Below are 16,977 nucleotides of genomic sequence, written 5' to 3'. Positions count from 1 at the left end.
ATGAAGCAGACTGAATGGAGCCCGCAGGAAGGGAGTGATGCCGGGAAATGCTTTGTCATTTCCCGCATGTCGGCCTTCACGGCAGACCGCTGGGCACGGCATGTTGTCCGTGCCCTTGCCCGTGCGGGGGCCAACACCCCACGGGAAGCCCTGCAGAGTGGCATTGCCGGTCTTTCCGGCCAGAGCATGGCGTTATTCGGCCATATGAGTGACGAAGACTGCGACAGGGCCTTCACTGGCCTTCTCGACTGCGTGACGATCCGCCGTGACCCCACGAACAGGGCCATCGACCCAGCCCCGCTCATCGAGGCCGATATTACGGACCCCAACACGTTGCCTGCCCTACGGGCCGAAGCCTTCCGGCTCAACGTGGATTTTTTCAAGGCCGCAATTTACCAGATCTATCCCCTCATCGCCATATTGAGGGACACACAGCCGGACGCGCCTCCGCCCGCTGCGTAAATCTTTCCGGCCCTATGGCATTCGTCATCGGGTCGGGACTAGCCACATTACATGAGCTGAAAACCCTCTATGACAGTGAAGATATGTGGCTTCTCTGGGAAGTTGCGGCCGTGGAGCGCATGAATGGCAATTCTTGATACCCTCATCACCCAGCTTGAAAAAGCGGCTCCCACACCGCCCCCGCAGAAAGCCGGAAACACCCGCACGTTCCGTCAGGAAGTCATGGGAGCTCTGGCCCTTTTTACAGGGGGGCGTTCTCTTACGGGCCTCAACGGGAATCTTACACAGCCAGACCAGAACACACCGCCCGCATGGCTAGCCGATCTACAGCCGGAAAACCAGCCCTTCATCCCTTCAATGACAGTACCGGAAGGGCACGTCCTTTCTTATCCTGTGGAACAGAAAGTGCCACCGCACTCTAGCCAGACGACACAGCCGGACCCCGTACAGGCCACACAGGACTGGAACACGCTTCTGGCACGATCAGACCCGGTAACACGGCAGGCCCTGCGTGACGTAGAACCAACCCTACAGAATGCAGAACAGGCTCTAACCCGCCTTCCCAACCATGACGCCACGCCGGAACGGACAGGATCAGACCCGGCCAGCCTTCTTCAGAACCTTTCCGCCCTGATGACTGCCCGCAGCATCATGGCGGCACATGCCCCTTCTGCTCCCAACGGGATGGGGTGGAATGCAGGCACCATAACCCCCAGTATTCCGGCTACTCCAAGCCTCCCGTCATCTCCCGACAGGGCAGACGATGCGTTCCCTCATGTGCCCCCACCCAGTGGAACAAACACGAATACTGCCATGACACAGCATGACCAGATGCAACGCATCATCCGTACCATGACGGTAACCAGCCGGACGCTAAACCAGAAACTGACCAGCACACCACTGGCACGATCTGGAACACTTCCTGCGGCCATGTCGCCTCCACCGCTGGCCCGCCTTGCCGACAGGATGAGCGGCATGATCCGCCAAGACCCCATGACGCCCCACAGTACGACAACAACCCACAGCCCGACCATCAACATCACCGTTGAGACCCGTCACGACAGGCCGCAGGATATTGCCCGAGCCGTGGAAGTCAGCACCATCAGGGCCATTACCCGCCAGACACTCGCCCAGACAGGATAAACCGCCACAGGAGCTACCCCATGTCCGCCCTTACATCCCTTCGGGCCACAACCTCCGCCTTTAGCGGGGCCATGCTGGAAAACTGGGCCGTGCAGCGTGCTGCCCGCCAATGGGGGATTTTCCGCCGCCCCGATATGAGCCAGACAGACCGCCCATATGGCTCATCCTTCAGCCCCACGCTGGAACAGAAACCCAGACGTGTCCTCTCCGCCGCACATGTGGAATCCCTGCGGCTGGATGAACAGTCTGAAATCTGCTCCGCTCCGCAGGAAAAAGGTAGTTTTACCAGCTACAACAAGGTGTTCTCCCCCTACAGGGCCATAATCCGCATGACCTGTGATGGTTCGGAAACCGGCACTCTTGGCGAAGCCCTTCTGCCGGGATTTCTCCGCAGCGCCATCGGCATAGGGGCAGATACCGTACGGAAGGATTTTCTGGCGACACTCGCCCGGCTGGTGAAAGACACGAACCTGTATTTCGTTGCCACACCAGAAGGAATCTATGCCAATGCCAACATCACAGGCTATGAGTTTACCCGAACAGCTACCAACGGCGTGGACATCATCACAGCGAACATAACCATTCAGGAAGTGCGCCAGAGCAGAACATCCCTCTGGGCAAACAGCCGTCATCCTCAAGGCGCACGGACACGGAATAGCGGCCCTGTCACACTTCAACCGGGTATGTCTGCATGATCTATACTATTCCGCTCATACCAACCCCTTCCCAGAGCATGACCTGCCCGATCGCTGGCCTGCAATGCCGTATCTGGCTGCGTCAACTTTCCACCGGCCTCTATATGGACCTCACAGCAGGCCAGATACCTCTCCTGCGTGGCATACTCTGCCAGAACAAAACGGACCTGATCCGCAACCCTGCCAGCCCCCTGCCCGGAACACTCTATTTTACTGACACACAGGGCACTGACGATCCTTCCTTCCCTGATCTCGGCTCCCGCTTCCTGCTCCATTATGAAGATGACACGTCATGATCGCCACACAGGCCACAAATGCCACCAGTACTCACAGCTTCACCCGCAAGCAGATCATCGTCACATTCGTCATCCCGGAAGCTGACGGGTCTTTCACGCAATTCACAGTCGGGCAGGATCATGCTGTCCAGGCCACCATCAAACATGCAGGGCAGACCAGCGGATCAGAAGCCAACATCACCATCACCGGCCTGACCCATACGGACAGGAACAGCCTGATGATCGTTCCTGAGCATCCCAGCCCGGATAACCTCAATACCACCATGCCGGGGCAGACCTTTGTCAGTATACAGGCCGGCGACAGAGACACCCCCCTGACCAGTCTTTTCATTGGGACAGTCAGCAGGGCTCATACGGATTATAATGATCTGGAAACGCCCTTTCATGTCCACGCCATGACCAGCACGGTTCCTGCCGCCATCCTGACAGAAGCACGGGGGTATGCCGGACCACAGGACATCTCTGCCTTACTGGCCGACATCTGTGCTGATGCCGGTTTCCAGTTATTGGATCATGGAGGGTGGGATCGTCACCTGACCCTGACAAATCATTACAGATGGGGAACATCCCTTGACCAGATACAGGCGATTTTACATGCTGTAAAAGGTGTTTTCAGTTTTTCACCTTATCTTCCTTCAGAAGGTGAAAATACATCTCTCTCAGGAAAGGCCATACCTTATAAAGGCCTTCTTGAAATATGGGGACCAACTTTCACCGGCGTACCATCCACGGGAGAGGCACAGGATGTGCCTATCATTTCTTTCGAAACAGGAATGACAGGATACCCTGAATATAGCAGCGCTGGTCTCTCCCTGACGAGCCTGCTACGCCCGGACATCACATTCTGGCGGCCCTTCATGCTGCACGACACCCAGATTCCAGAAGATAATGACAGTGCCACTTCCCAGCGGGCAGAAAACGCACCATGGAGCGGTTTATGGCTGCCCACCTTCGTCTGGCACGAGATCAGCAGCGAAAGTGGGAAAGGAGCATGGCACACTCATATGACCTGCATCCGCACCACACTCGGCAGACGATAACGGCTTACAGGAAACACCCCTCATGACAGCGACACCCTACCTGCGCCCCAATACGGGAGAAAACAGCCTGAAGGGAGCCTTTGATTCCCTCATTGCCACCCATATCAACCAGATTGGCCCTTCCATGCTGGTGCAGGTTGAAACTGTAGAAGCAGGTGGCGCTTCCATTACAGGCAAAGTCACCGTTCGCCCCATGGTCCAGCAGCAGGATGCACTGTCTCGTGCCCGGCCGCATGATCTCATCCATAATGTGCCCTATCTACGCCTACAGGGGGGCACATCCGCCCTGATCATCGACCCTAAGCCCGGCGATATTGGCTTCATCATCATATCTGGGCGAGACCACACACATGCCGTCACCACCCGCAAGCCGTCTCCTCCGGCCTCGTTCCGACAGTTTTCCATGCAGGATTGTGTTTATGTCGGTGGATTTCTCAATAACGGGCCGGACCAGTTCATACAGGCTACGGATGCAGGCTGGCGCATTGTCACACCCGGCACCGTATCTATCGAAGCATCCGAAATCACAGCTAATTGCGACATCGTGACATCAGGTGACGTCAGGGCCGGAGGAATCTCCCTGAAACAGCATACCCACGGCGGGGTTCAGGCGGGTACCGGGCGAAGCAGTCCCCCCTGACCTCCCCGCCTGATGCAGGTCATTTCGGGAAAGGCATATCCCCACGCTGAGCCGTTTCCGTCAATTCACGCACGAAATCATCACCGTGCTGGAAATCAATGTGAGCCTTGCCGCCTGCCCATTCCATGGTCACTGAATCACTGGACGCCAACGCATCAAACAGAGCACGACCTGCGGCGTCATCAACATAGCACCCCCACTGCGTGCCCCGGTTGATGATCCCCGTATAATGGAAGCTCTTAACCTCATATCCGTTGGAAAAATGGATAGTCAGTTCCGGTGCATTGATCTCATGATTTTTCAGAACGAACATCAGGAACACATCCCCACCACGACGTGGTGAGATGGAGAACATGACATCATCCTCGGCGAGCAGGGCTGTCAAGGTATGGTCCAGTTCCAGCATCTGCCATTTGTCTGTCTGCCCCACACGCTGCCCCCCTTTGGGAGAGACATCCAGTGCCGCCATACCGCTGGTCGTCACCTGCCCGTCAGGTTTTACCTCCAGCGGGGCTTGTGCCCATGCCGCCGGTGTCATGACTGTTCCACCAACAAGGCCGCCTACCATCATCAACAAGCACAGCCCCAGCCTGTTCCCTGTCTTCCTCATCATCACGATACGTCCCATTCCGTCACAAAATCCCGGCGCCTTCCTCAGAAGAAAGGCCACCCCCACCCCTGAACCATGAGAGCCTGTCGATCAAGCCATGGCCCCTTCCTGCACTGCACAACAGCGTTGCAGAAAGACCAGTGCCTGCATGTGCTTCAGCGTTCGCAGATCCCGGAATTATTCAGATAAACGACAAGCCTCTGATCACTCTGCAACAGGGCAGCGGAATTGCCATCAGCATCCGCCGTCAACTGACGGATATACTGGGCGCATTGCGAGTGTGGTCGATGTGCCAACGCCCACATTCCTGCTTTTGCTGTCCCGTCTGCAAGACCCAGACGCCGCAGATTTTCCTCATCACGCTGCGGGTCCCGATGGGTCTGCCCACGGTGCTCCTGTATCTTCTCACTCCGAAGGGCCTGAGACAGCGTTCCCGTGGGTTCTGGCTGATGGCTCAAAATATCAGCACGGGCCACCCCGGCCAGTGCAGCAACCGCGATAACAGCGAAAAAAGCGTGTTTCATGAACGAGATTCCTGCGTTTGGTTTCCGGGGCAAGAATAGCGCATAGCTGCCCGTCTTCCAATTTTGTTTGATACCGGCTGACAACCAGTCCGGTGCCTGTTTATGGCCCCGCTTTAGGGATGGTTTACAGCAGGGGGCGGCGCAACAGCGTTATCACTATCGAGGTCCGGCTTGTAGCAATATTTTTCTACATTACCAGCACCATCATCGTAATATCTGAAAAGATGCACAACGGCATCATAACAGTTGCCCCGTCTTTTATTAATCAGAACATCGTAAGCATTATCAGCAACTCTTTTATCCGAATAAGCATGATGAAGAAATTCGTTTGCTTTCTGCGGATCGATGGCAAAAGACCCCTGATCGTTCCGCACATAATTTGCCCCTGCCTGCGCCGCCCCAGGCAGCGCCAGCACCATGAGAGCGCATAATACCGGATATTTCATGACGTTGTTCCCCGTCCATTCGTTACAAACCGTTCTCACCATCATGCCGAATACCCCGTTTTTGCTCAACGGACTCCTTCCGGTTTCATGCGCTCTCAATCGAAGCGGCTAACGTGACGGCAATACCTCTGCGTCTTCTTTAATGGAGGTTCTTGCGCTCGCAGGTGCCGGAGTGTTCGATGGAGATTATGAGATTATCATCATAATCTCTGCGATCATCTGCGCCATCATAATCAGCTGTCAGCTGCCGGACATAGTAGGCACATGCGCTATTTGGCTTATGAGACGCCGCCCAAATAGCCTTTCTGGCTGTTGCGGGCGACATTCCCATCTTCCTTAAATGCAATTCATCCTGCCGCATATTGTATTCAGCAGCCCGGTCCAAATCTTCCTGCGGGACAAGATTGGGACGCCCATATGTTCCGGCCGCTTTTTCTTCATTAATAATTTTCGCAATGGACGAGTCATGCTTGGCCATATCTTCCAAAGCATCATCCGCCCAAGCCGTCCCCGCCAGCCCCAGAACGGCGGCGGTGATGAGTAACAGTTTCTTCATCTCACATCCCTCCCCACTCCGCAGAACGCTACCCCAGAGGATGACGCATGAAAACCCTCGCTCTCACAAACGACTGGGACCTCTCTCTCGACAGCACGGGCAACCTTGTCGTGCTGGCAGACAAAGCCGCCATGCTTCAGGACATATGTTCTGCGGCCCGTACATGGCTGGGCGAGGTCATTTACGATACCGGGCAGGGAATCCCCTACGACACGGACATTCTCCGCTCGGATGTGGACCTCTCCTTCTATGCCTCGGAGATCGAGGATGCGGCCATGTCCGTGCCCGGCGTGGCAGCAGCAACCTGCCACCTCGCCAACCCCACCAAAGACCGCCAGCTTACCGGCATCATTCTCGTAACCTTCAGCGATGGGAGCACGGACTATGCCCAGTTCTGACGCCACAACCAACGTCCCGGCCCCTTCCCTGACTGATGCAGGCTTCATCGCCCCTTCCGAGCAGGACATTCTGGCCGGGGTGCTGGCCGACATGAACGCTGCCCTTGGTGGTGGTGCCAACACGGCCTTGTCCACACCACAGGGGCAGATCGCCCTCTCCGAAACCGCCATTCTGGGCGACTTTCTGGGGGCCATGATTTCCGTCTTCAATGGCGTGGACCCGGCTTCTTCATCTGGCCGGATGCAGGAAGCCATCGGGCGCATCTACTTCATTGAGCGGCGCCCGGCCACGGCAACAACCGTCACGGTGCAGGCCAGCGTGAACGCTCCCGGACAGACCATCACGGCGGGGACAGTCGTGGCGCAGGGCAGTGATGGCAGCCTGTATGTGGCTCCGCAGGCCATCACGCTTCCCCAGTCCAGCACGGCCAGCTTTGACCTCGCCTGTCAGGCAGCCGGGGCCATTACCTGCCCTGCCAACAGCCTGACGCTCTATCAGGCGGGGCTGGGGCTGGCTTCACTCTCCAATACCGCCCCCGGAGCCACGGGAGCCGATGCAGAAGACCGCGCGGATTTTGAGGCCCGGCGTCAGGCCAGTGTTGCCGCCAACAGCATCGGGCAGAATGCGTCCCTCATGGGGGCATTGTTGGGACTTCCCGGCGTGACGGACGCTTTCGTGACAGACAATCCCTCTCAGACGGACAACGTGCAGCAGGGCGTAACTATCCCCGCCGGGGCACAATATATTCTGGTGGAAGGCGGCAGTCCGGAAGACATCGGACAGGCCATTCTGCACAAGAAGCCACCCGGCATCCCAACCGTGGGGACACAGATTGTCACGGTTCAGGACACCAACCCCGTCTATGCGGGGAACCAGCCTTCCTACAGCTTCCATTATGACAGGCCGACACCAGTGGCCGTCTATGTGGTGATGGAGATTGCAGCTTCGGATGCTGTACCTTCCAATGCGGCACAGCTCATCCAGCAGGCCATCGTCTCTTATCTGACGACCGGGGCAAACCGTATTCGTCTTGGCAAAACCGTCTATGCCTCCCGCCTTTCTGCCGTGGTGGATGGGCTGGGTGACTGGGCGGAGGTTCTAACCCTGACCATCGGCACCGACCGGAATGCAGGCCAGAACCGCCTCACATTGCCGATCAATCAGCTTCCCACCGTGACGGCTGATACGATCAGCGTGCAGGTGGTGGCATGATCGACATACGGGAGACCATCCTTGCCCAGTATGCCAACTCTCCGGCCCTCACCAGCATTATTGAGCACTTCAATGCAGCAGCAGATCCAAGACGGCTGATTGAGCTATTCCTTCATGAGGTCTGGAATCCCGCTACCGCTACAGGATGGGGGCTGGATGTATGGGGGCGCATTGTTGGCATCGGGCGTATCCTGAAGATTGATACCGCCGGATATTGGGGCTTTTCACAGGGCTATCCTTCATCCAGAACCTTCGGGGAAGGCATCTGGTATTCAGGTCAGGGGGCCACGTCCAATTACCGCCTGCCAGACAATGACTACCGGCAGCTGATTTTTGCCAAGGCGGCGGCAAACATTTCCTCCGCCTCCATCGCCGACATCAACCGTATTCTCATGATCCTCTTTGGAAACCGGGGACACTGTTATCTGGCCAACACGGACGATCATACCATGATGCTCGTCTTTTCCTTCCGCCCCACACCTATTGACGTAGGCATCATCGCCTCCGGCGTCCTGCCCCGCCCCTCTGGCGTGCGGTACCGCTACATGTTCGTACCCCCTACAAAAAATGACTTCGGGAATGACATTCTATGAAGGCCTCCGACCTCCCCACAAAAATCACCGTTCCTTTTGCTCAGAATGCAGGGCTGGCCTATCGGCGTGATATTCCCCTGCAAAGCAGCGATACCGGAGCCGCTTCCTTCATGCTGGGTTTTCCAGCCCTGACATTCCAGCCGACCAGTGCTGGCGGTACCCCACCAGATGGACGGGACATGAATGGCATCCTGTACGCTCTTTCTGCCGTGGCACGGTCATGGTGTGCAGGCATTACGCTGACATTCGACCCCTCCTTCGCCCATGATGTCGGCGGCTATCCGCTAGGGGCCGTGCTGCGTTCCGCCACGGACCCGACAATCCTGCTCATCAGTCAGCAGGATAACAACATGACCGACCCCTCAACGGATCATAACAGCACCTTCTGGCGAGCCATCGGCAATAACGGGGAGCTCACAAACACGCTGAACGATCTTACCAGAAAGATGGACAGTCTTACTGGAAATCTGGATGGCAAGATCAACCGTTCTGGCGACAGCATGAGCGGCAATCTGCTCTCTGCACGGGGCAACAGCTTTCTGGAAATCGGTTCACAGAATGGCCGCCCCATGCGGATGGAAGCCTTCACGACCGTGACAGACAAAGGCCAACCCGTCACCTTCCCGAACAGTTTTTCCGGGCCGCCCGTCAGCATCATCATCAACGCTCTGGAAGCCGACTGGGACTGCGCTGCCGCCCAAGGCACATGGACAGCCAGCGGCTTCACCATGAGCACATGGTCCAGCAATACGGCCAACCGCCCACAGCATGTATCCGTTATGGCCATTGGCCCAGCGTAAGGACTCCCTATGACTCAGCCTTTAAACCGAACCCCCGCATGGCGGTCCTACACGGCCACGGGCAATCCGACAGACATCGTTTCCTCCCCCGAAGTCGCCAGAGAACTGGGCAGCAAGATTGATGCACAGGACGGGCAGGCCGCCAGCCTCGCCATAGATGGCGACAGCACGCTGGCTGGGGAAAAGGTCCGGGATGTTCTTGCCCGCTTTCCGGCAAAACTGGTCACAAGCTACGGCGTTGTCCATGACCCGTCTGGCCAGAATGTCGCCGCCAACAGCGCCGCCTATCAGGCTGCCCTTGATGACTGCGCCGGAGCCTTCCGCCTTGTCCACCCTGCGGGACTCTCCGTTGTGCTCGGGACACTCCGCATCACACAGCCGGACACGCATCTGGTGCTGGATGGCACCATCACCCTCGCATCGGACAGCAATACGAACTGTCTGGACATTTATGCCCCCGGCCAGACGCTGGAACGTCTGTCAATCACCGGGCGGGGTGTCATTGATGGCAACGGGGCGGGTCAACAAGGTGGGCAGAGTGCTGTCAGTGGTGGGATATGCGCCAATACGCTGAGCCACACCGGCAACACGCCAGACAGACCCTCCACCCCCACGCTGATCGACAATCTGCTGATTTCCGGCATCACGATCCGCAACACCTTCAACTGGCCGCTCTCGCTGGGTTTCATCAGCAACAGTCTGGTCTCTGGTGTCACGCTGAAGGATGGTGGCAACAGCCCCCAGTTCATCTGGTCAGCCGATAACTGCTGGTTCAAAGACAGCATCTCGACCGGCCATACAGATGGCGGCTTCGTCTTCTATATGGGCTGCCGCCGCTGCGGAGCCACGGGCAATACTGTTTCCGGCAATCATGACGGCATTGGCGTCTATTGCGACAGCTCCGATCAGCCTGCCAATGACACCATCCTGATCGCCAACAACCACGTTCATGACAATGCCGATAGCGGCATCGGCGTGACAACTGCCGATCAGAAAAGTACGGACGGGCTGATCCAGCGGAATATTCTCATTACAGGGAATCTTCTTTCCAACAACAACACGCGGGGCCGTGATGGTGGGGGATCAATCGGGCTGGTAGCCGCACATGGGGTACAGGTCCGCAACAACCTGATTACACGGGACGGGTCTGGAACCACATCGGGCCAGCCCGTCTATGCTGCCTATGTTTCCGACAGCTGCCAGACGGTCGAAATTGACGGCAACCTGTTTGAAGATATCGGCTCCCCGACCAATCCGGGTACCGCCATCTATCTCAACAATCCCCACGGCACCATCATCCGCAACAACACCTTCGCCAACACAACTGGAGCGACTGGACCGATGCGGACAGGGCTGGGTGGCACGGCTGGCCCCAATGCCCTCATAGGGGGCAACACGGCCACCAGCGCACTGGCGGGCTCCCTGCTGGACATGGGGTGGCAGACAGACACCATCTTCCTCAGCCAGCCTGATGGAAAAGGCGGGCTGATTGATAACCTGCCCCGCAACAGCAACATCGTGGCCTCTGGCCAGTACAGTTATGACGGGCGTGACCTGAGCCGCCAGATTGGTACGGCTGCCAGTGATCTTGGCATCTATCTTCAGACAGCCCGGAACCAGTCCACAGGCGCCCTCTCTGGCAATATCGTGCTGAATAGCGGAACAGTTTTTCGGGAATTTTCCTTCCTTCCCAACGGGGCCATTTCTCCCCCGATGGGCGGAACACTCCTGAACACCCTCAACCCCGCCAGAACACCGCTCATGATGCAGGTCTTCACTGTGAAGGCAGCACATGGCGACAGAGTGACGTTTCCGCAGTCCTTCACCAGTGACACCGTCTCCGTGATGGTCCCGGCCTTTTACAATGGAACAAACATGATTGTCGGCGGGGCCTCATCCACCACACCCCCGGACCGTAGCGGCTTCACGCTGGGCAAGTTCTGGGTGGGGCTTGGCGGTGCCAATATCGACCCCGCTGACACGATCACCGTCATCGCTATTGGAGAACTGTCCCTATGACGCAGAATATGGCCTATTTTGCCATTATTGACGGCCAGACGCAGGATGAGCCGCTCCCCATTCTGGGCTGGTCCGCCATTCCTCTGGTACGGAACAGCCAGACACCGGAAGACCCGGCCACGTCACTGCCCCTGACCGAAGATGAACTTCTCCTGAAGGTCCAGCCCCATCTTCCAGCAGGCAGCAGGGCCATACGTCTCACCATAACGGATGAAGAATGGACTGCCCGCCCTACGGTCAATCCGGCCCTCTGCAATGGCACCGTCATTCAGAGGGAGCGCCCTGCCCTTCCCCTGAAAGAACAGGCAGCATCCGCCATACAGCAGGTCCATCATCAGGCAGCCCTGAGCACCGCCATGGGCCAGACCTTCGGGCCGGAAATGCAGAATCATGTGCGGAAACTTCAGGCCATTCTGGACGGCACGGACACCACCAGCACGGCCCTCCCGCCCCAGCCATCCAGTCCGTTACAGTAAAGGATGATACGACATGAATCCCTATTTCGCCGGTGGGTTCATTCTGACCCTGCTGGCCTTTCTAACGGGCCTGATGGCCTTTGGTAACCGTGCCGGACGGAACAGCGCCAACGTCCGTTCCAGCCAACAGATTATCAACAGTCTGAAAGCCACACTCAGAACCGCACAGGCCATGCTGGATACCCGCACCAACGCCATCCGCACCAGACCGCAGCTTATGGACATCCTGAAACGGGGGCGCTTTTGACATCTGCCATACGCCTTCTTCTGCCCTTCAGTCTTGCGACCTGCCTGGCCGGCTGTACCACCCCTTCATCAGCCTCTCTCTGCCCCACAGCTGTTACATATAGCCTACAGGAACAGCATGACCTTGCGACCGAACTCGCCGCACATCCTGACATGAAAACAACAGAGCATTTCATTCTGGATTACGCCAATGAACGCCGTGAACTGCACGCTCTCTGCGGTCACTAAACCCCCTATAACCCACCGCCCCGGCCTCCATCCTGCCGGGGCTTTTTTATGTTGAGAACAGTCAATGTCTGACATCACCCGTGAGGAGTTTGAACAACTCCGCACCCGTCATGAGCAGCTTGATGAACGCCACGCCCAGACCCGTGAACGTGTCGCCGCCAGCGAGGCGGTACAGGACCAGCAGGGCGGGGCCATCCAGCGCCTTTATGACCAGATCGCCGCCCTCGCTCGTGAACAGAGAGAGGGCCTCCATGCCATCCAGCAGCAGATTTCAGACGCCAATTCCGCCCGTGCCCGCACTGTCACCGCTGCCATCACAGGCGGCGGTGCGGTTGGGGGCGCCGTAGCGGTGGGCCTTTATCAGCTCATCCACTTCATCTATCCCCATCTATTCGGAGGCTAACCATGCCACAGGCACCCGATCGCCGCCCCCGTGGCATCCGCAACAACAATCCGGGTAACCTGAATTATGTCGGGCAGGCCGGAGCCCATAAAGAGCCGGGGCCAGATGGCCGCTTCGCCGTTTTCCCCACACCAGAAGCGGGGCTGAAAGCGCTGCGTAACCAGCTCTGCCTGTTCATGGGGCGTGACAGGCTCAAAACCGTGAATGCCATCATTGCGAAATGGGCACCTCCCAACGAAAACAACACATCTGCCTACGCCCAGTTTGTGGCCCGCAAAATTGGTGTGGAAGCCTCTGTCGATCTGGGCCCTGCTACCCCGACCTTGATAGGGAACATGATGGCGGCCATCATTGAATATGAAAACGGCCAGAACCCTTACGGCTCGCTGATCGCTCAGGTAGCAGCTGATCTTCCGACCAGTGGGGCCGCAGCATGACGCCCTGCGCCAGCCGGTCGCTCTATCCGGCACAGACGGCAACCATCCAGAACTGGCCTGCCAAGAACCAGGGCGATGCGCTGGATTACTCGCTCTATCTGGCACCCTTCTGTTGCGATCAGGGCGAAACCGTCACCCGCCTGACAGTGGACGTACCGGACAGCACTGGCCTGACCCTTCTATGGTCCGCCCTTACCCCGGACAGGGCCACGATCGGGCTACAAGGCGGCACGGTGGGCCAGCAGGCCATCACCCTGACGCTGGAGACCAGCTTAGGGCGCCGCTACGTCCGTACCGTGCAGATTGCTGTGCTAGCTGACAGCGGTTCCGTGGATGGTGTGCAGGCCAGCCTGACACCACCTGATGGGGCTGAGGTCCAGCCGGACGCCCTCACCCTGCCTGATGGGAGAATACTCACACTATGAGCAGCCAGACAGTCGCAACAACAGGCAGCCGCATCAGCATTGGCAGCCTGCCATCCCTGAACACACCTCAATCCGGCGATACGGTACTAGGGCTCCAGAACGGCAAGGCAGGGCTGTTCCCTCTCTCCTCTCTTGGCGGCGGGACAGGCCCCGTATCAGGCTATGCCACAACCACGGCCCTCTCGAATGAGGCACAAATCCGCCAGAAAGCAGATGATACCCTGAACCAGAAACTGGATGGCATACGCGCCGCCATCCCCGGCACGCCCGACCTTTCAGGCTACATGAAGAAGGCAGATGCCTCCTCTTTCGTCTCGGGGGCGCAGCTTGAAGCCGCTATCAACGGGCTACATATCCCTTCTACGGATGGTCTGGCCCAACAAGCCGATCTGGCGGCCGAGACAACAGCCCGACAGCAGGCAGATACGATTCTTGGTCAACGCATTGACGGACTGGGACAAAGGATTGATGCACTGCCCACCAGTGGCACATCATCCGGAACTGGATCATCAGGGCCGGTGACCATCACCAGCCTGCCAACATGGCATGGGAGCAACAAAGCTCCCGTGCGTCTGTTCGGGACCATTCAGGATGACGGTGGCGCCTATAACAGCAGCACGGTTGCCTATCCGGGTGGCGTGACCTTCAAATATCCCCCGATTATCACCGGGAAAACCTACATCATCCTGTTTGACGACTGGGGCAACGGCGCCACCACCACAGTATCCGATCTGGTCATCCAGTCCGTATCCCGTTCGGGCTTCACCTTCCAGCATGTCGGGCCGTGGCCCGGTAACGGACAGGAATGGATCATCTATAACGTGGAAGGGATACCAAACTGATGGCGGACATCCTCGTAGGACCACCAGGCGACCAGACCAACATCGGCGATCCCGCAAACTGTGATGATAAATATCGCAGCGGCCTAGTCTCAATCAGCGAAGATGCCCGGCGGGAACTGGCCCTTTATCCGGAACTCGTACTGCTGGATTACCGGAACCGGGGCGGCCCACACATGCAAGCCTATCTGACAGCCCTGCACCAGCTTGCCAACAGCCGACTTGTCTATGGCCGATGGCCTCAGATGCCGTCCCGCATCGAAGACTGATTTTACCTGCCGCCTTCGGGCGGTTTTTTTATATCTGTAGGATCAATCATGGATGTCTCCACTCTACTCACAGCCCTGCCTGACAGCGTGCAGGGCTATGCTGCCCTCGTCATCATCGCCTGTAATCTGGTGACAGTCTGCATCAAGCCACCCGCTGCAGGGTCTCGCTGGGTGCTGCCCTATCGGCTGATCTCCACCCTTGCGCTCAACATCGGATGGGCCAAAAATCATTTAAAACCGGGTCATTCCACGCCGTAAAACCATGAGGAGCCACCACCATGCCCGTCATTCTGACATCCGGCCTGCTCTATAGCCTCGCAGCCTGCGCAGAAATTGCCGGCTGTTTTTCGGTATGGGCGTGGCTCCGGCTGGGCAAAACACCCCTCTGGCTGATTCCCGGCAGCCTGTGTCTTGGCCTGTTCGCCGTCCTGCTGACATTCAGCCCCTCAGACCATGCAGGCCGGGCCTATGCCCTCTATGGGGGGATTTATATCGTCATCAGCCTCATATGGGGCTGGGCTGTAGAGGGCATGGCACCCGACAGATGGGACATGGCCGGGGCAGCCCTATGTCTGGCCGGGGCCATGCTCATCCTGCTTGGCCCACACGGGAAGACCTGACTATTTCAGGACCTGTAGCTGAAACGGGGCAATGTCCAGTTATAACGGATAGACAGCAGGCGGAAACTGATCCCGAACACCATAGCGATGATAAGCTCAATGTTCCGGTTCTCCACCAGATGGGAACAGAGCAGGAACACGATCCCCGTACTGACGGAGACCGTCCCGTAAAGTTCCGAACGAAAAAGCAGCGGAATATCGTTGCAGAGAATATCCCTCAACACACCCCCCATGCAGCCCGTAATCATGCCTGAAATGATGACACAGACCACAGAAAGATGTTCTGTCATCGCCACCTGACAGCCCATCACGGTGAAGACGACCAAGCCGATCGCATCCAGCAACAGGAACAGCTTGCGCAGCCTATGCATGTGCTGGGCCACCATGATGGTCGCCAGAGCCGCAAAGCCGGTAATCAGCGGATAGCTGGGATGGCGCACCCATGAGAGCGGATAGTGATTCAGCAACACGTCCCGGATGGATCCCCCGCCGAGAGCCGTGATCCACCCCAGCAGGAACACGCCCACAAGATCCATCTCCAGCTTGCCCGCCAGCAGGGCTGCGGTCATGGCCTCAGCGATAATGGCGATGATGTATAGCGTGGTGTAAAGATCAAACGTCATGCCGAGCCACCCTGCTGCCCCACTGGGAGCCTTCCATATCTTCCAGTTCAGCTCGTAATCAGGCGGCCATAATTGGCGAACAGGACATGCGCATCATCTTCACCAAAAGGAGCGCCTTTCTTCAGGCACATAATGAAGCGATTCATGAAACGCATGGAAGCCAGCGTATCATTGGCGGCATCACCATTGAAGTTCACCATCAGACGGTTGAAATCACCATCAACAGCGTAATAACGCTCGGATGAAAACCGCTCGCACAGCTCATGAAACTCCCGCTCCATGGAGCTGACCATCTGCCTGTAGAACTGATGGGATGCCTCAATCTCACGATAGAAAATATCATGCTTCGGCTGGACCTTCGGATGATCCTTAGGAAAGGGTGTCAGGTCCTGCGAAAAAAGCTCATGCTTGGAGAGACGACCGATCTTCTTGCCAAGCTGGCGCACCTCTGCCTCATACCCCAGCAGACTGTAAACTGAATCAACCATACAGGTACCTTCCCCTTTTAACGGCCATCCTCACAGCAGAAGCAGGACGGACCATGGCAGACAAACATCTTCCCGCAACACGTAGCACGCCCCCGCAGAGTTCAGAACGGCTTTCTGCCCCACGGGCATATCACCCACGGCCGGGGCGGTTAAGGGCCCAACAGCGAGATGTCGTGACGTTCTGATCCTTTGCCGGGTCAGGCAGTGTCAGGGCGCACAGAACCGTACTGCCGGCCATGACCCCTTTCCCGGCCCGCTCCAGAATCACGATCTCCTCACCACTGGCTGTATGAGCAGCGACAATACGATATTGCCGGTTCAAGAGTGTTTCCAAAGACTCGCTTAATGGTGCGAGACGGGTCGGGATCGCCAGCGGACTATAGGGAGCCTTGACGCCCGAAGCCGGAAAAACAGGTTCCTCTGCTTCCCCTATAGCAGGCACTGCCATGCACAACCCCACCATCAGACACCATAATCCCCGCCGCATC

28 protein-coding genes are annotated in these 16,977 nt (G+C 57.5%); 21 read left to right on the top strand and 7 right to left on the bottom strand.

All coding sequences use genetic code 11. The features are described 5' to 3' along the window. The 6 genes from NQF86_RS00335 to NQF86_RS00310 all read left to right on the top strand — a co-directional run bounded on the left by NQF86_RS00335 (nucleotide 1) and on the right by NQF86_RS00310 (nucleotide 4,276). On the top strand, nucleotides 1-462 hold the full coding sequence (locus NQF86_RS00335; protein WP_266115644.1) for a phage tail assembly chaperone: 462 nt from the start codon (nucleotides 1-3) through the stop codon (nucleotides 460-462). A 123-nt stretch (nucleotides 463-585) separates the two neighbouring features. Beyond that, nucleotides 586-1,605 (top strand): hypothetical protein, encoded by a 1,020-nt coding sequence (locus NQF86_RS00330; protein WP_266115643.1) that lies wholly within the window; start codon nucleotides 586-588, stop codon nucleotides 1,603-1,605. A gap of 20 nt (nucleotides 1,606-1,625) precedes the next feature. After that, a complete protein-coding gene (locus NQF86_RS00325; protein ID WP_266115642.1) occupies nucleotides 1,626-2,300 on the top strand; it encodes a hypothetical protein in 675 nt (224 codons plus the stop codon). Next, nucleotides 2,297-2,596, top strand: coding sequence for a phage baseplate plug family protein (locus NQF86_RS00320; protein ID WP_266115641.1), 300 nt, complete (start codon nucleotides 2,297-2,299; stop codon nucleotides 2,594-2,596). The genes NQF86_RS00325 and NQF86_RS00320 overlap by 4 nt, the downstream gene beginning before the upstream one ends. After that, nucleotides 2,593-3,636, top strand: a complete 1,044-nt coding sequence (locus NQF86_RS00315; protein ID WP_266115640.1) for a hypothetical protein — start codon at nucleotides 2,593-2,595, stop codon at nucleotides 3,634-3,636. Before NQF86_RS00320 ends, NQF86_RS00315 begins: the two co-directional genes overlap by 4 nt. Nucleotides 3,637-3,658: 22 nt before the next feature. Continuing rightward, a complete protein-coding gene (locus NQF86_RS00310; RefSeq protein WP_266115639.1) occupies nucleotides 3,659-4,276 on the top strand; it encodes a Gp138 family membrane-puncturing spike protein in 618 nt (205 codons plus the stop codon). Between the two features lie 19 nt (nucleotides 4,277-4,295). Here NQF86_RS00310 and NQF86_RS00305 read toward each other — a convergent pair whose 3' ends face one another. The 4 genes from NQF86_RS00305 to NQF86_RS00290 form a co-directional block, all read right to left on the bottom strand. Continuing rightward, on the bottom strand, nucleotides 4,296-4,889 hold the full coding sequence (locus NQF86_RS00305) for a hypothetical protein (protein WP_266115638.1): 594 nt from the start codon (nucleotides 4,887-4,889) through the stop codon (nucleotides 4,296-4,298). A 152-nt stretch (nucleotides 4,890-5,041) separates the two neighbouring features. Then, on the bottom strand, nucleotides 5,042-5,410 hold the full coding sequence (locus NQF86_RS00300; protein WP_266115637.1) for a hypothetical protein: 369 nt from the start codon (nucleotides 5,408-5,410) through the stop codon (nucleotides 5,042-5,044). Nucleotides 5,411-5,523: 113 nt separating this feature from the next. Continuing rightward, nucleotides 5,524-5,925 (bottom strand): hypothetical protein, encoded by a 402-nt coding sequence (locus NQF86_RS00295; RefSeq protein ID WP_266115636.1) that lies wholly within the window; start codon nucleotides 5,923-5,925, stop codon nucleotides 5,524-5,526. Nucleotides 5,926-5,995: 70 nt separating this feature from the next. Then, nucleotides 5,996-6,412: a hypothetical protein gene (locus tag NQF86_RS00290; RefSeq protein ID WP_266115635.1), complete on the bottom strand. Its 417-nt coding sequence runs from the start codon at nucleotides 6,410-6,412 to the stop codon at nucleotides 5,996-5,998. Nucleotides 6,413-6,459: 47 nt separating this feature from the next. Between NQF86_RS00290 and NQF86_RS00285 the strand changes: the two genes are divergently transcribed. The 15 genes from NQF86_RS00285 to NQF86_RS00215 all read left to right on the top strand — a co-directional run bounded on the left by NQF86_RS00285 (nucleotide 6,460) and on the right by NQF86_RS00215 (nucleotide 15,378). After that, entirely contained in the window at nucleotides 6,460-6,810 is a 351-nt protein-coding gene (locus tag NQF86_RS00285) for a hypothetical protein (protein WP_266115634.1), read from the top strand. Then, the gene (locus NQF86_RS00280; protein WP_266115633.1) at nucleotides 6,797-8,023 is read left to right on the top strand and encodes a baseplate J/gp47 family protein; all 1,227 of its coding nucleotides are present in this window, start codon (nucleotides 6,797-6,799) and stop codon (nucleotides 8,021-8,023) included. Before NQF86_RS00285 ends, NQF86_RS00280 begins: the two co-directional genes overlap by 14 nt. After that, nucleotides 8,020-8,616, top strand: a complete 597-nt coding sequence (locus tag NQF86_RS00275) for a DUF2612 domain-containing protein (RefSeq protein ID WP_266115632.1) — start codon at nucleotides 8,020-8,022, stop codon at nucleotides 8,614-8,616. Before NQF86_RS00280 ends, NQF86_RS00275 begins: the two co-directional genes overlap by 4 nt. Next, nucleotides 8,613-9,416, top strand: a complete 804-nt coding sequence (locus NQF86_RS00270; RefSeq protein ID WP_266115631.1) for a hypothetical protein — start codon at nucleotides 8,613-8,615, stop codon at nucleotides 9,414-9,416. The genes NQF86_RS00275 and NQF86_RS00270 overlap by 4 nt, the downstream gene beginning before the upstream one ends. A gap of 9 nt (nucleotides 9,417-9,425) precedes the next feature. Continuing rightward, on the top strand, nucleotides 9,426-11,435 hold the full coding sequence (locus tag NQF86_RS00265) for a right-handed parallel beta-helix repeat-containing protein (protein ID WP_266115630.1): 2,010 nt from the start codon (nucleotides 9,426-9,428) through the stop codon (nucleotides 11,433-11,435). Continuing rightward, the gene (locus NQF86_RS00260) at nucleotides 11,432-11,911 is read left to right on the top strand and encodes a hypothetical protein (protein WP_266115629.1); all 480 of its coding nucleotides are present in this window, start codon (nucleotides 11,432-11,434) and stop codon (nucleotides 11,909-11,911) included. Before NQF86_RS00265 ends, NQF86_RS00260 begins: the two co-directional genes overlap by 4 nt. A 13-nt stretch (nucleotides 11,912-11,924) precedes the next feature. Continuing rightward, nucleotides 11,925-12,158: a hypothetical protein gene (locus NQF86_RS00255; RefSeq protein WP_266115628.1), complete on the top strand. Its 234-nt coding sequence runs from the start codon at nucleotides 11,925-11,927 to the stop codon at nucleotides 12,156-12,158. Further along, nucleotides 12,155-12,385: a hypothetical protein gene (locus NQF86_RS00250; protein ID WP_266115627.1), complete on the top strand. Its 231-nt coding sequence runs from the start codon at nucleotides 12,155-12,157 to the stop codon at nucleotides 12,383-12,385. The genes NQF86_RS00255 and NQF86_RS00250 overlap by 4 nt, the downstream gene beginning before the upstream one ends. A gap of 64 nt (nucleotides 12,386-12,449) precedes the next feature. Then, nucleotides 12,450-12,788: a hypothetical protein gene (locus NQF86_RS00245; RefSeq protein WP_266115626.1), complete on the top strand. Its 339-nt coding sequence runs from the start codon at nucleotides 12,450-12,452 to the stop codon at nucleotides 12,786-12,788. Nucleotides 12,789-12,790: 2 nt separating this feature from the next. Further along, entirely contained in the window at nucleotides 12,791-13,225 is a 435-nt protein-coding gene (locus tag NQF86_RS00240) for a structural protein P5 (RefSeq protein ID WP_266115625.1), read from the top strand. Continuing rightward, nucleotides 13,222-13,650: a phage fiber-tail adaptor protein gene (locus NQF86_RS00235; protein WP_266115624.1), complete on the top strand. Its 429-nt coding sequence runs from the start codon at nucleotides 13,222-13,224 to the stop codon at nucleotides 13,648-13,650. The genes NQF86_RS00240 and NQF86_RS00235 overlap by 4 nt, the downstream gene beginning before the upstream one ends. Further along, entirely contained in the window at nucleotides 13,647-14,492 is an 846-nt protein-coding gene (locus NQF86_RS00230) for a hypothetical protein (protein ID WP_266115623.1), read from the top strand. Before NQF86_RS00235 ends, NQF86_RS00230 begins: the two co-directional genes overlap by 4 nt. Continuing rightward, nucleotides 14,492-14,758 (top strand): hypothetical protein, encoded by a 267-nt coding sequence (locus tag NQF86_RS00225; protein ID WP_266115622.1) that lies wholly within the window; start codon nucleotides 14,492-14,494, stop codon nucleotides 14,756-14,758. The genes NQF86_RS00230 and NQF86_RS00225 overlap by 1 nt, the downstream gene beginning before the upstream one ends. A 48-nt stretch (nucleotides 14,759-14,806) precedes the next feature. Further along, a complete protein-coding gene (locus NQF86_RS00220; protein ID WP_266115621.1) occupies nucleotides 14,807-15,016 on the top strand; it encodes a hypothetical protein in 210 nt (69 codons plus the stop codon). A gap of 20 nt (nucleotides 15,017-15,036) precedes the next feature. Beyond that, a complete protein-coding gene (locus NQF86_RS00215) occupies nucleotides 15,037-15,378 on the top strand; it encodes a YnfA family protein (protein ID WP_266115620.1) in 342 nt (113 codons plus the stop codon). Nucleotides 15,379-15,383: 5 nt separating this feature from the next. Here NQF86_RS00215 and NQF86_RS00210 read toward each other — a convergent pair whose 3' ends face one another. The 3 genes from NQF86_RS00210 to NQF86_RS00200 all read right to left on the bottom strand — a co-directional run bounded on the left by NQF86_RS00210 (nucleotide 15,384) and on the right by NQF86_RS00200 (nucleotide 16,937). Continuing rightward, nucleotides 15,384-16,001 (bottom strand): trimeric intracellular cation channel family protein, encoded by a 618-nt coding sequence (locus tag NQF86_RS00210; protein ID WP_266115619.1) that lies wholly within the window; start codon nucleotides 15,999-16,001, stop codon nucleotides 15,384-15,386. A gap of 47 nt (nucleotides 16,002-16,048) precedes the next feature. Then, entirely contained in the window at nucleotides 16,049-16,489 is a 441-nt protein-coding gene (locus NQF86_RS00205; RefSeq protein WP_266115618.1) for a hypothetical protein, read from the bottom strand. Between the two features lie 130 nt (nucleotides 16,490-16,619). Further along, on the bottom strand, nucleotides 16,620-16,937 hold the full coding sequence (locus NQF86_RS00200) for a hypothetical protein (protein WP_266115617.1): 318 nt from the start codon (nucleotides 16,935-16,937) through the stop codon (nucleotides 16,620-16,622). Nucleotides 16,938-16,977: the final 40 nt, after the last annotated feature.

The organism is Bombella pluederhausensis (assembly GCF_026385525.1).
Taxonomy (GTDB): Bacteria; Pseudomonadota; Alphaproteobacteria; order Acetobacterales; family Acetobacteraceae; genus Bombella; species Bombella pluederhausensis.
This window is presented reverse-complemented; position numbering and strand designations above follow the sequence as displayed.

Excerpts from the sequence above, each read along its gene's own strand:
- NQF86_RS00260 (WP_266115629.1), top strand. The coding sequence starts at position 11,432 with ATGACGCAGAATATGGCCTATTTTGCCATTATTGACGGCCAGACGCAG.
- NQF86_RS00315 (WP_266115640.1), top strand. The coding sequence starts at position 2,593 with ATGATCGCCACACAGGCCACAAATGCCACCAGTACTCACAGCTTCACC.
- NQF86_RS00270 (WP_266115631.1), top strand. The coding sequence starts at position 8,613 with ATGAAGGCCTCCGACCTCCCCACAAAAATCACCGTTCCTTTTGCTCAG.
- NQF86_RS00245 (WP_266115626.1), top strand. The coding sequence starts at position 12,450 with ATGTCTGACATCACCCGTGAGGAGTTTGAACAACTCCGCACCCGTCAT.
- NQF86_RS00240 (WP_266115625.1), top strand. The coding sequence starts at position 12,791 with ATGCCACAGGCACCCGATCGCCGCCCCCGTGGCATCCGCAACAACAAT.
- NQF86_RS00335 (WP_266115644.1), top strand. The coding sequence starts at position 1 with ATGAAGCAGACTGAATGGAGCCCGCAGGAAGGGAGTGATGCCGGGAAA.
- NQF86_RS00255 (WP_266115628.1), top strand. The coding sequence starts at position 11,925 with ATGAATCCCTATTTCGCCGGTGGGTTCATTCTGACCCTGCTGGCCTTT.
- NQF86_RS00235 (WP_266115624.1), top strand. The coding sequence starts at position 13,222 with ATGACGCCCTGCGCCAGCCGGTCGCTCTATCCGGCACAGACGGCAACC.
- NQF86_RS00310 (WP_266115639.1), top strand. The coding sequence starts at position 3,659 with ATGACAGCGACACCCTACCTGCGCCCCAATACGGGAGAAAACAGCCTG.
- NQF86_RS00215 (WP_266115620.1), top strand. The coding sequence starts at position 15,037 with ATGCCCGTCATTCTGACATCCGGCCTGCTCTATAGCCTCGCAGCCTGC.
- NQF86_RS00330 (WP_266115643.1), top strand. The coding sequence starts at position 586 with ATGGCAATTCTTGATACCCTCATCACCCAGCTTGAAAAAGCGGCTCCC.
- NQF86_RS00220 (WP_266115621.1), top strand. The coding sequence starts at position 14,807 with ATGGATGTCTCCACTCTACTCACAGCCCTGCCTGACAGCGTGCAGGGC.
- NQF86_RS00200 (WP_266115617.1), bottom strand. The coding sequence starts at position 16,937 with ATGGCAGTGCCTGCTATAGGGGAAGCAGAGGAACCTGTTTTTCCGGCT.
- NQF86_RS00320 (WP_266115641.1), top strand. The coding sequence starts at position 2,297 with ATGATCTATACTATTCCGCTCATACCAACCCCTTCCCAGAGCATGACC.
- NQF86_RS00205 (WP_266115618.1), bottom strand. The coding sequence starts at position 16,489 with ATGGTTGATTCAGTTTACAGTCTGCTGGGGTATGAGGCAGAGGTGCGC.
- NQF86_RS00305 (WP_266115638.1), bottom strand. The coding sequence starts at position 4,889 with ATGATGAGGAAGACAGGGAACAGGCTGGGGCTGTGCTTGTTGATGATG.
- NQF86_RS00280 (WP_266115633.1), top strand. The coding sequence starts at position 6,797 with ATGCCCAGTTCTGACGCCACAACCAACGTCCCGGCCCCTTCCCTGACT.
- NQF86_RS00210 (WP_266115619.1), bottom strand. The coding sequence starts at position 16,001 with ATGACGTTTGATCTTTACACCACGCTATACATCATCGCCATTATCGCT.
- NQF86_RS00230 (WP_266115623.1), top strand. The coding sequence starts at position 13,647 with ATGAGCAGCCAGACAGTCGCAACAACAGGCAGCCGCATCAGCATTGGC.
- NQF86_RS00300 (WP_266115637.1), bottom strand. The coding sequence starts at position 5,410 with ATGAAACACGCTTTTTTCGCTGTTATCGCGGTTGCTGCACTGGCCGGG.
- NQF86_RS00275 (WP_266115632.1), top strand. The coding sequence starts at position 8,020 with ATGATCGACATACGGGAGACCATCCTTGCCCAGTATGCCAACTCTCCG.
- NQF86_RS00265 (WP_266115630.1), top strand. The coding sequence starts at position 9,426 with ATGACTCAGCCTTTAAACCGAACCCCCGCATGGCGGTCCTACACGGCC.
- NQF86_RS00225 (WP_266115622.1), top strand. The coding sequence starts at position 14,492 with ATGGCGGACATCCTCGTAGGACCACCAGGCGACCAGACCAACATCGGC.
- NQF86_RS00285 (WP_266115634.1), top strand. The coding sequence starts at position 6,460 with ATGAAAACCCTCGCTCTCACAAACGACTGGGACCTCTCTCTCGACAGC.
- NQF86_RS00325 (WP_266115642.1), top strand. The coding sequence starts at position 1,626 with ATGTCCGCCCTTACATCCCTTCGGGCCACAACCTCCGCCTTTAGCGGG.
- NQF86_RS00290 (WP_266115635.1), bottom strand. The coding sequence starts at position 6,412 with ATGAAGAAACTGTTACTCATCACCGCCGCCGTTCTGGGGCTGGCGGGG.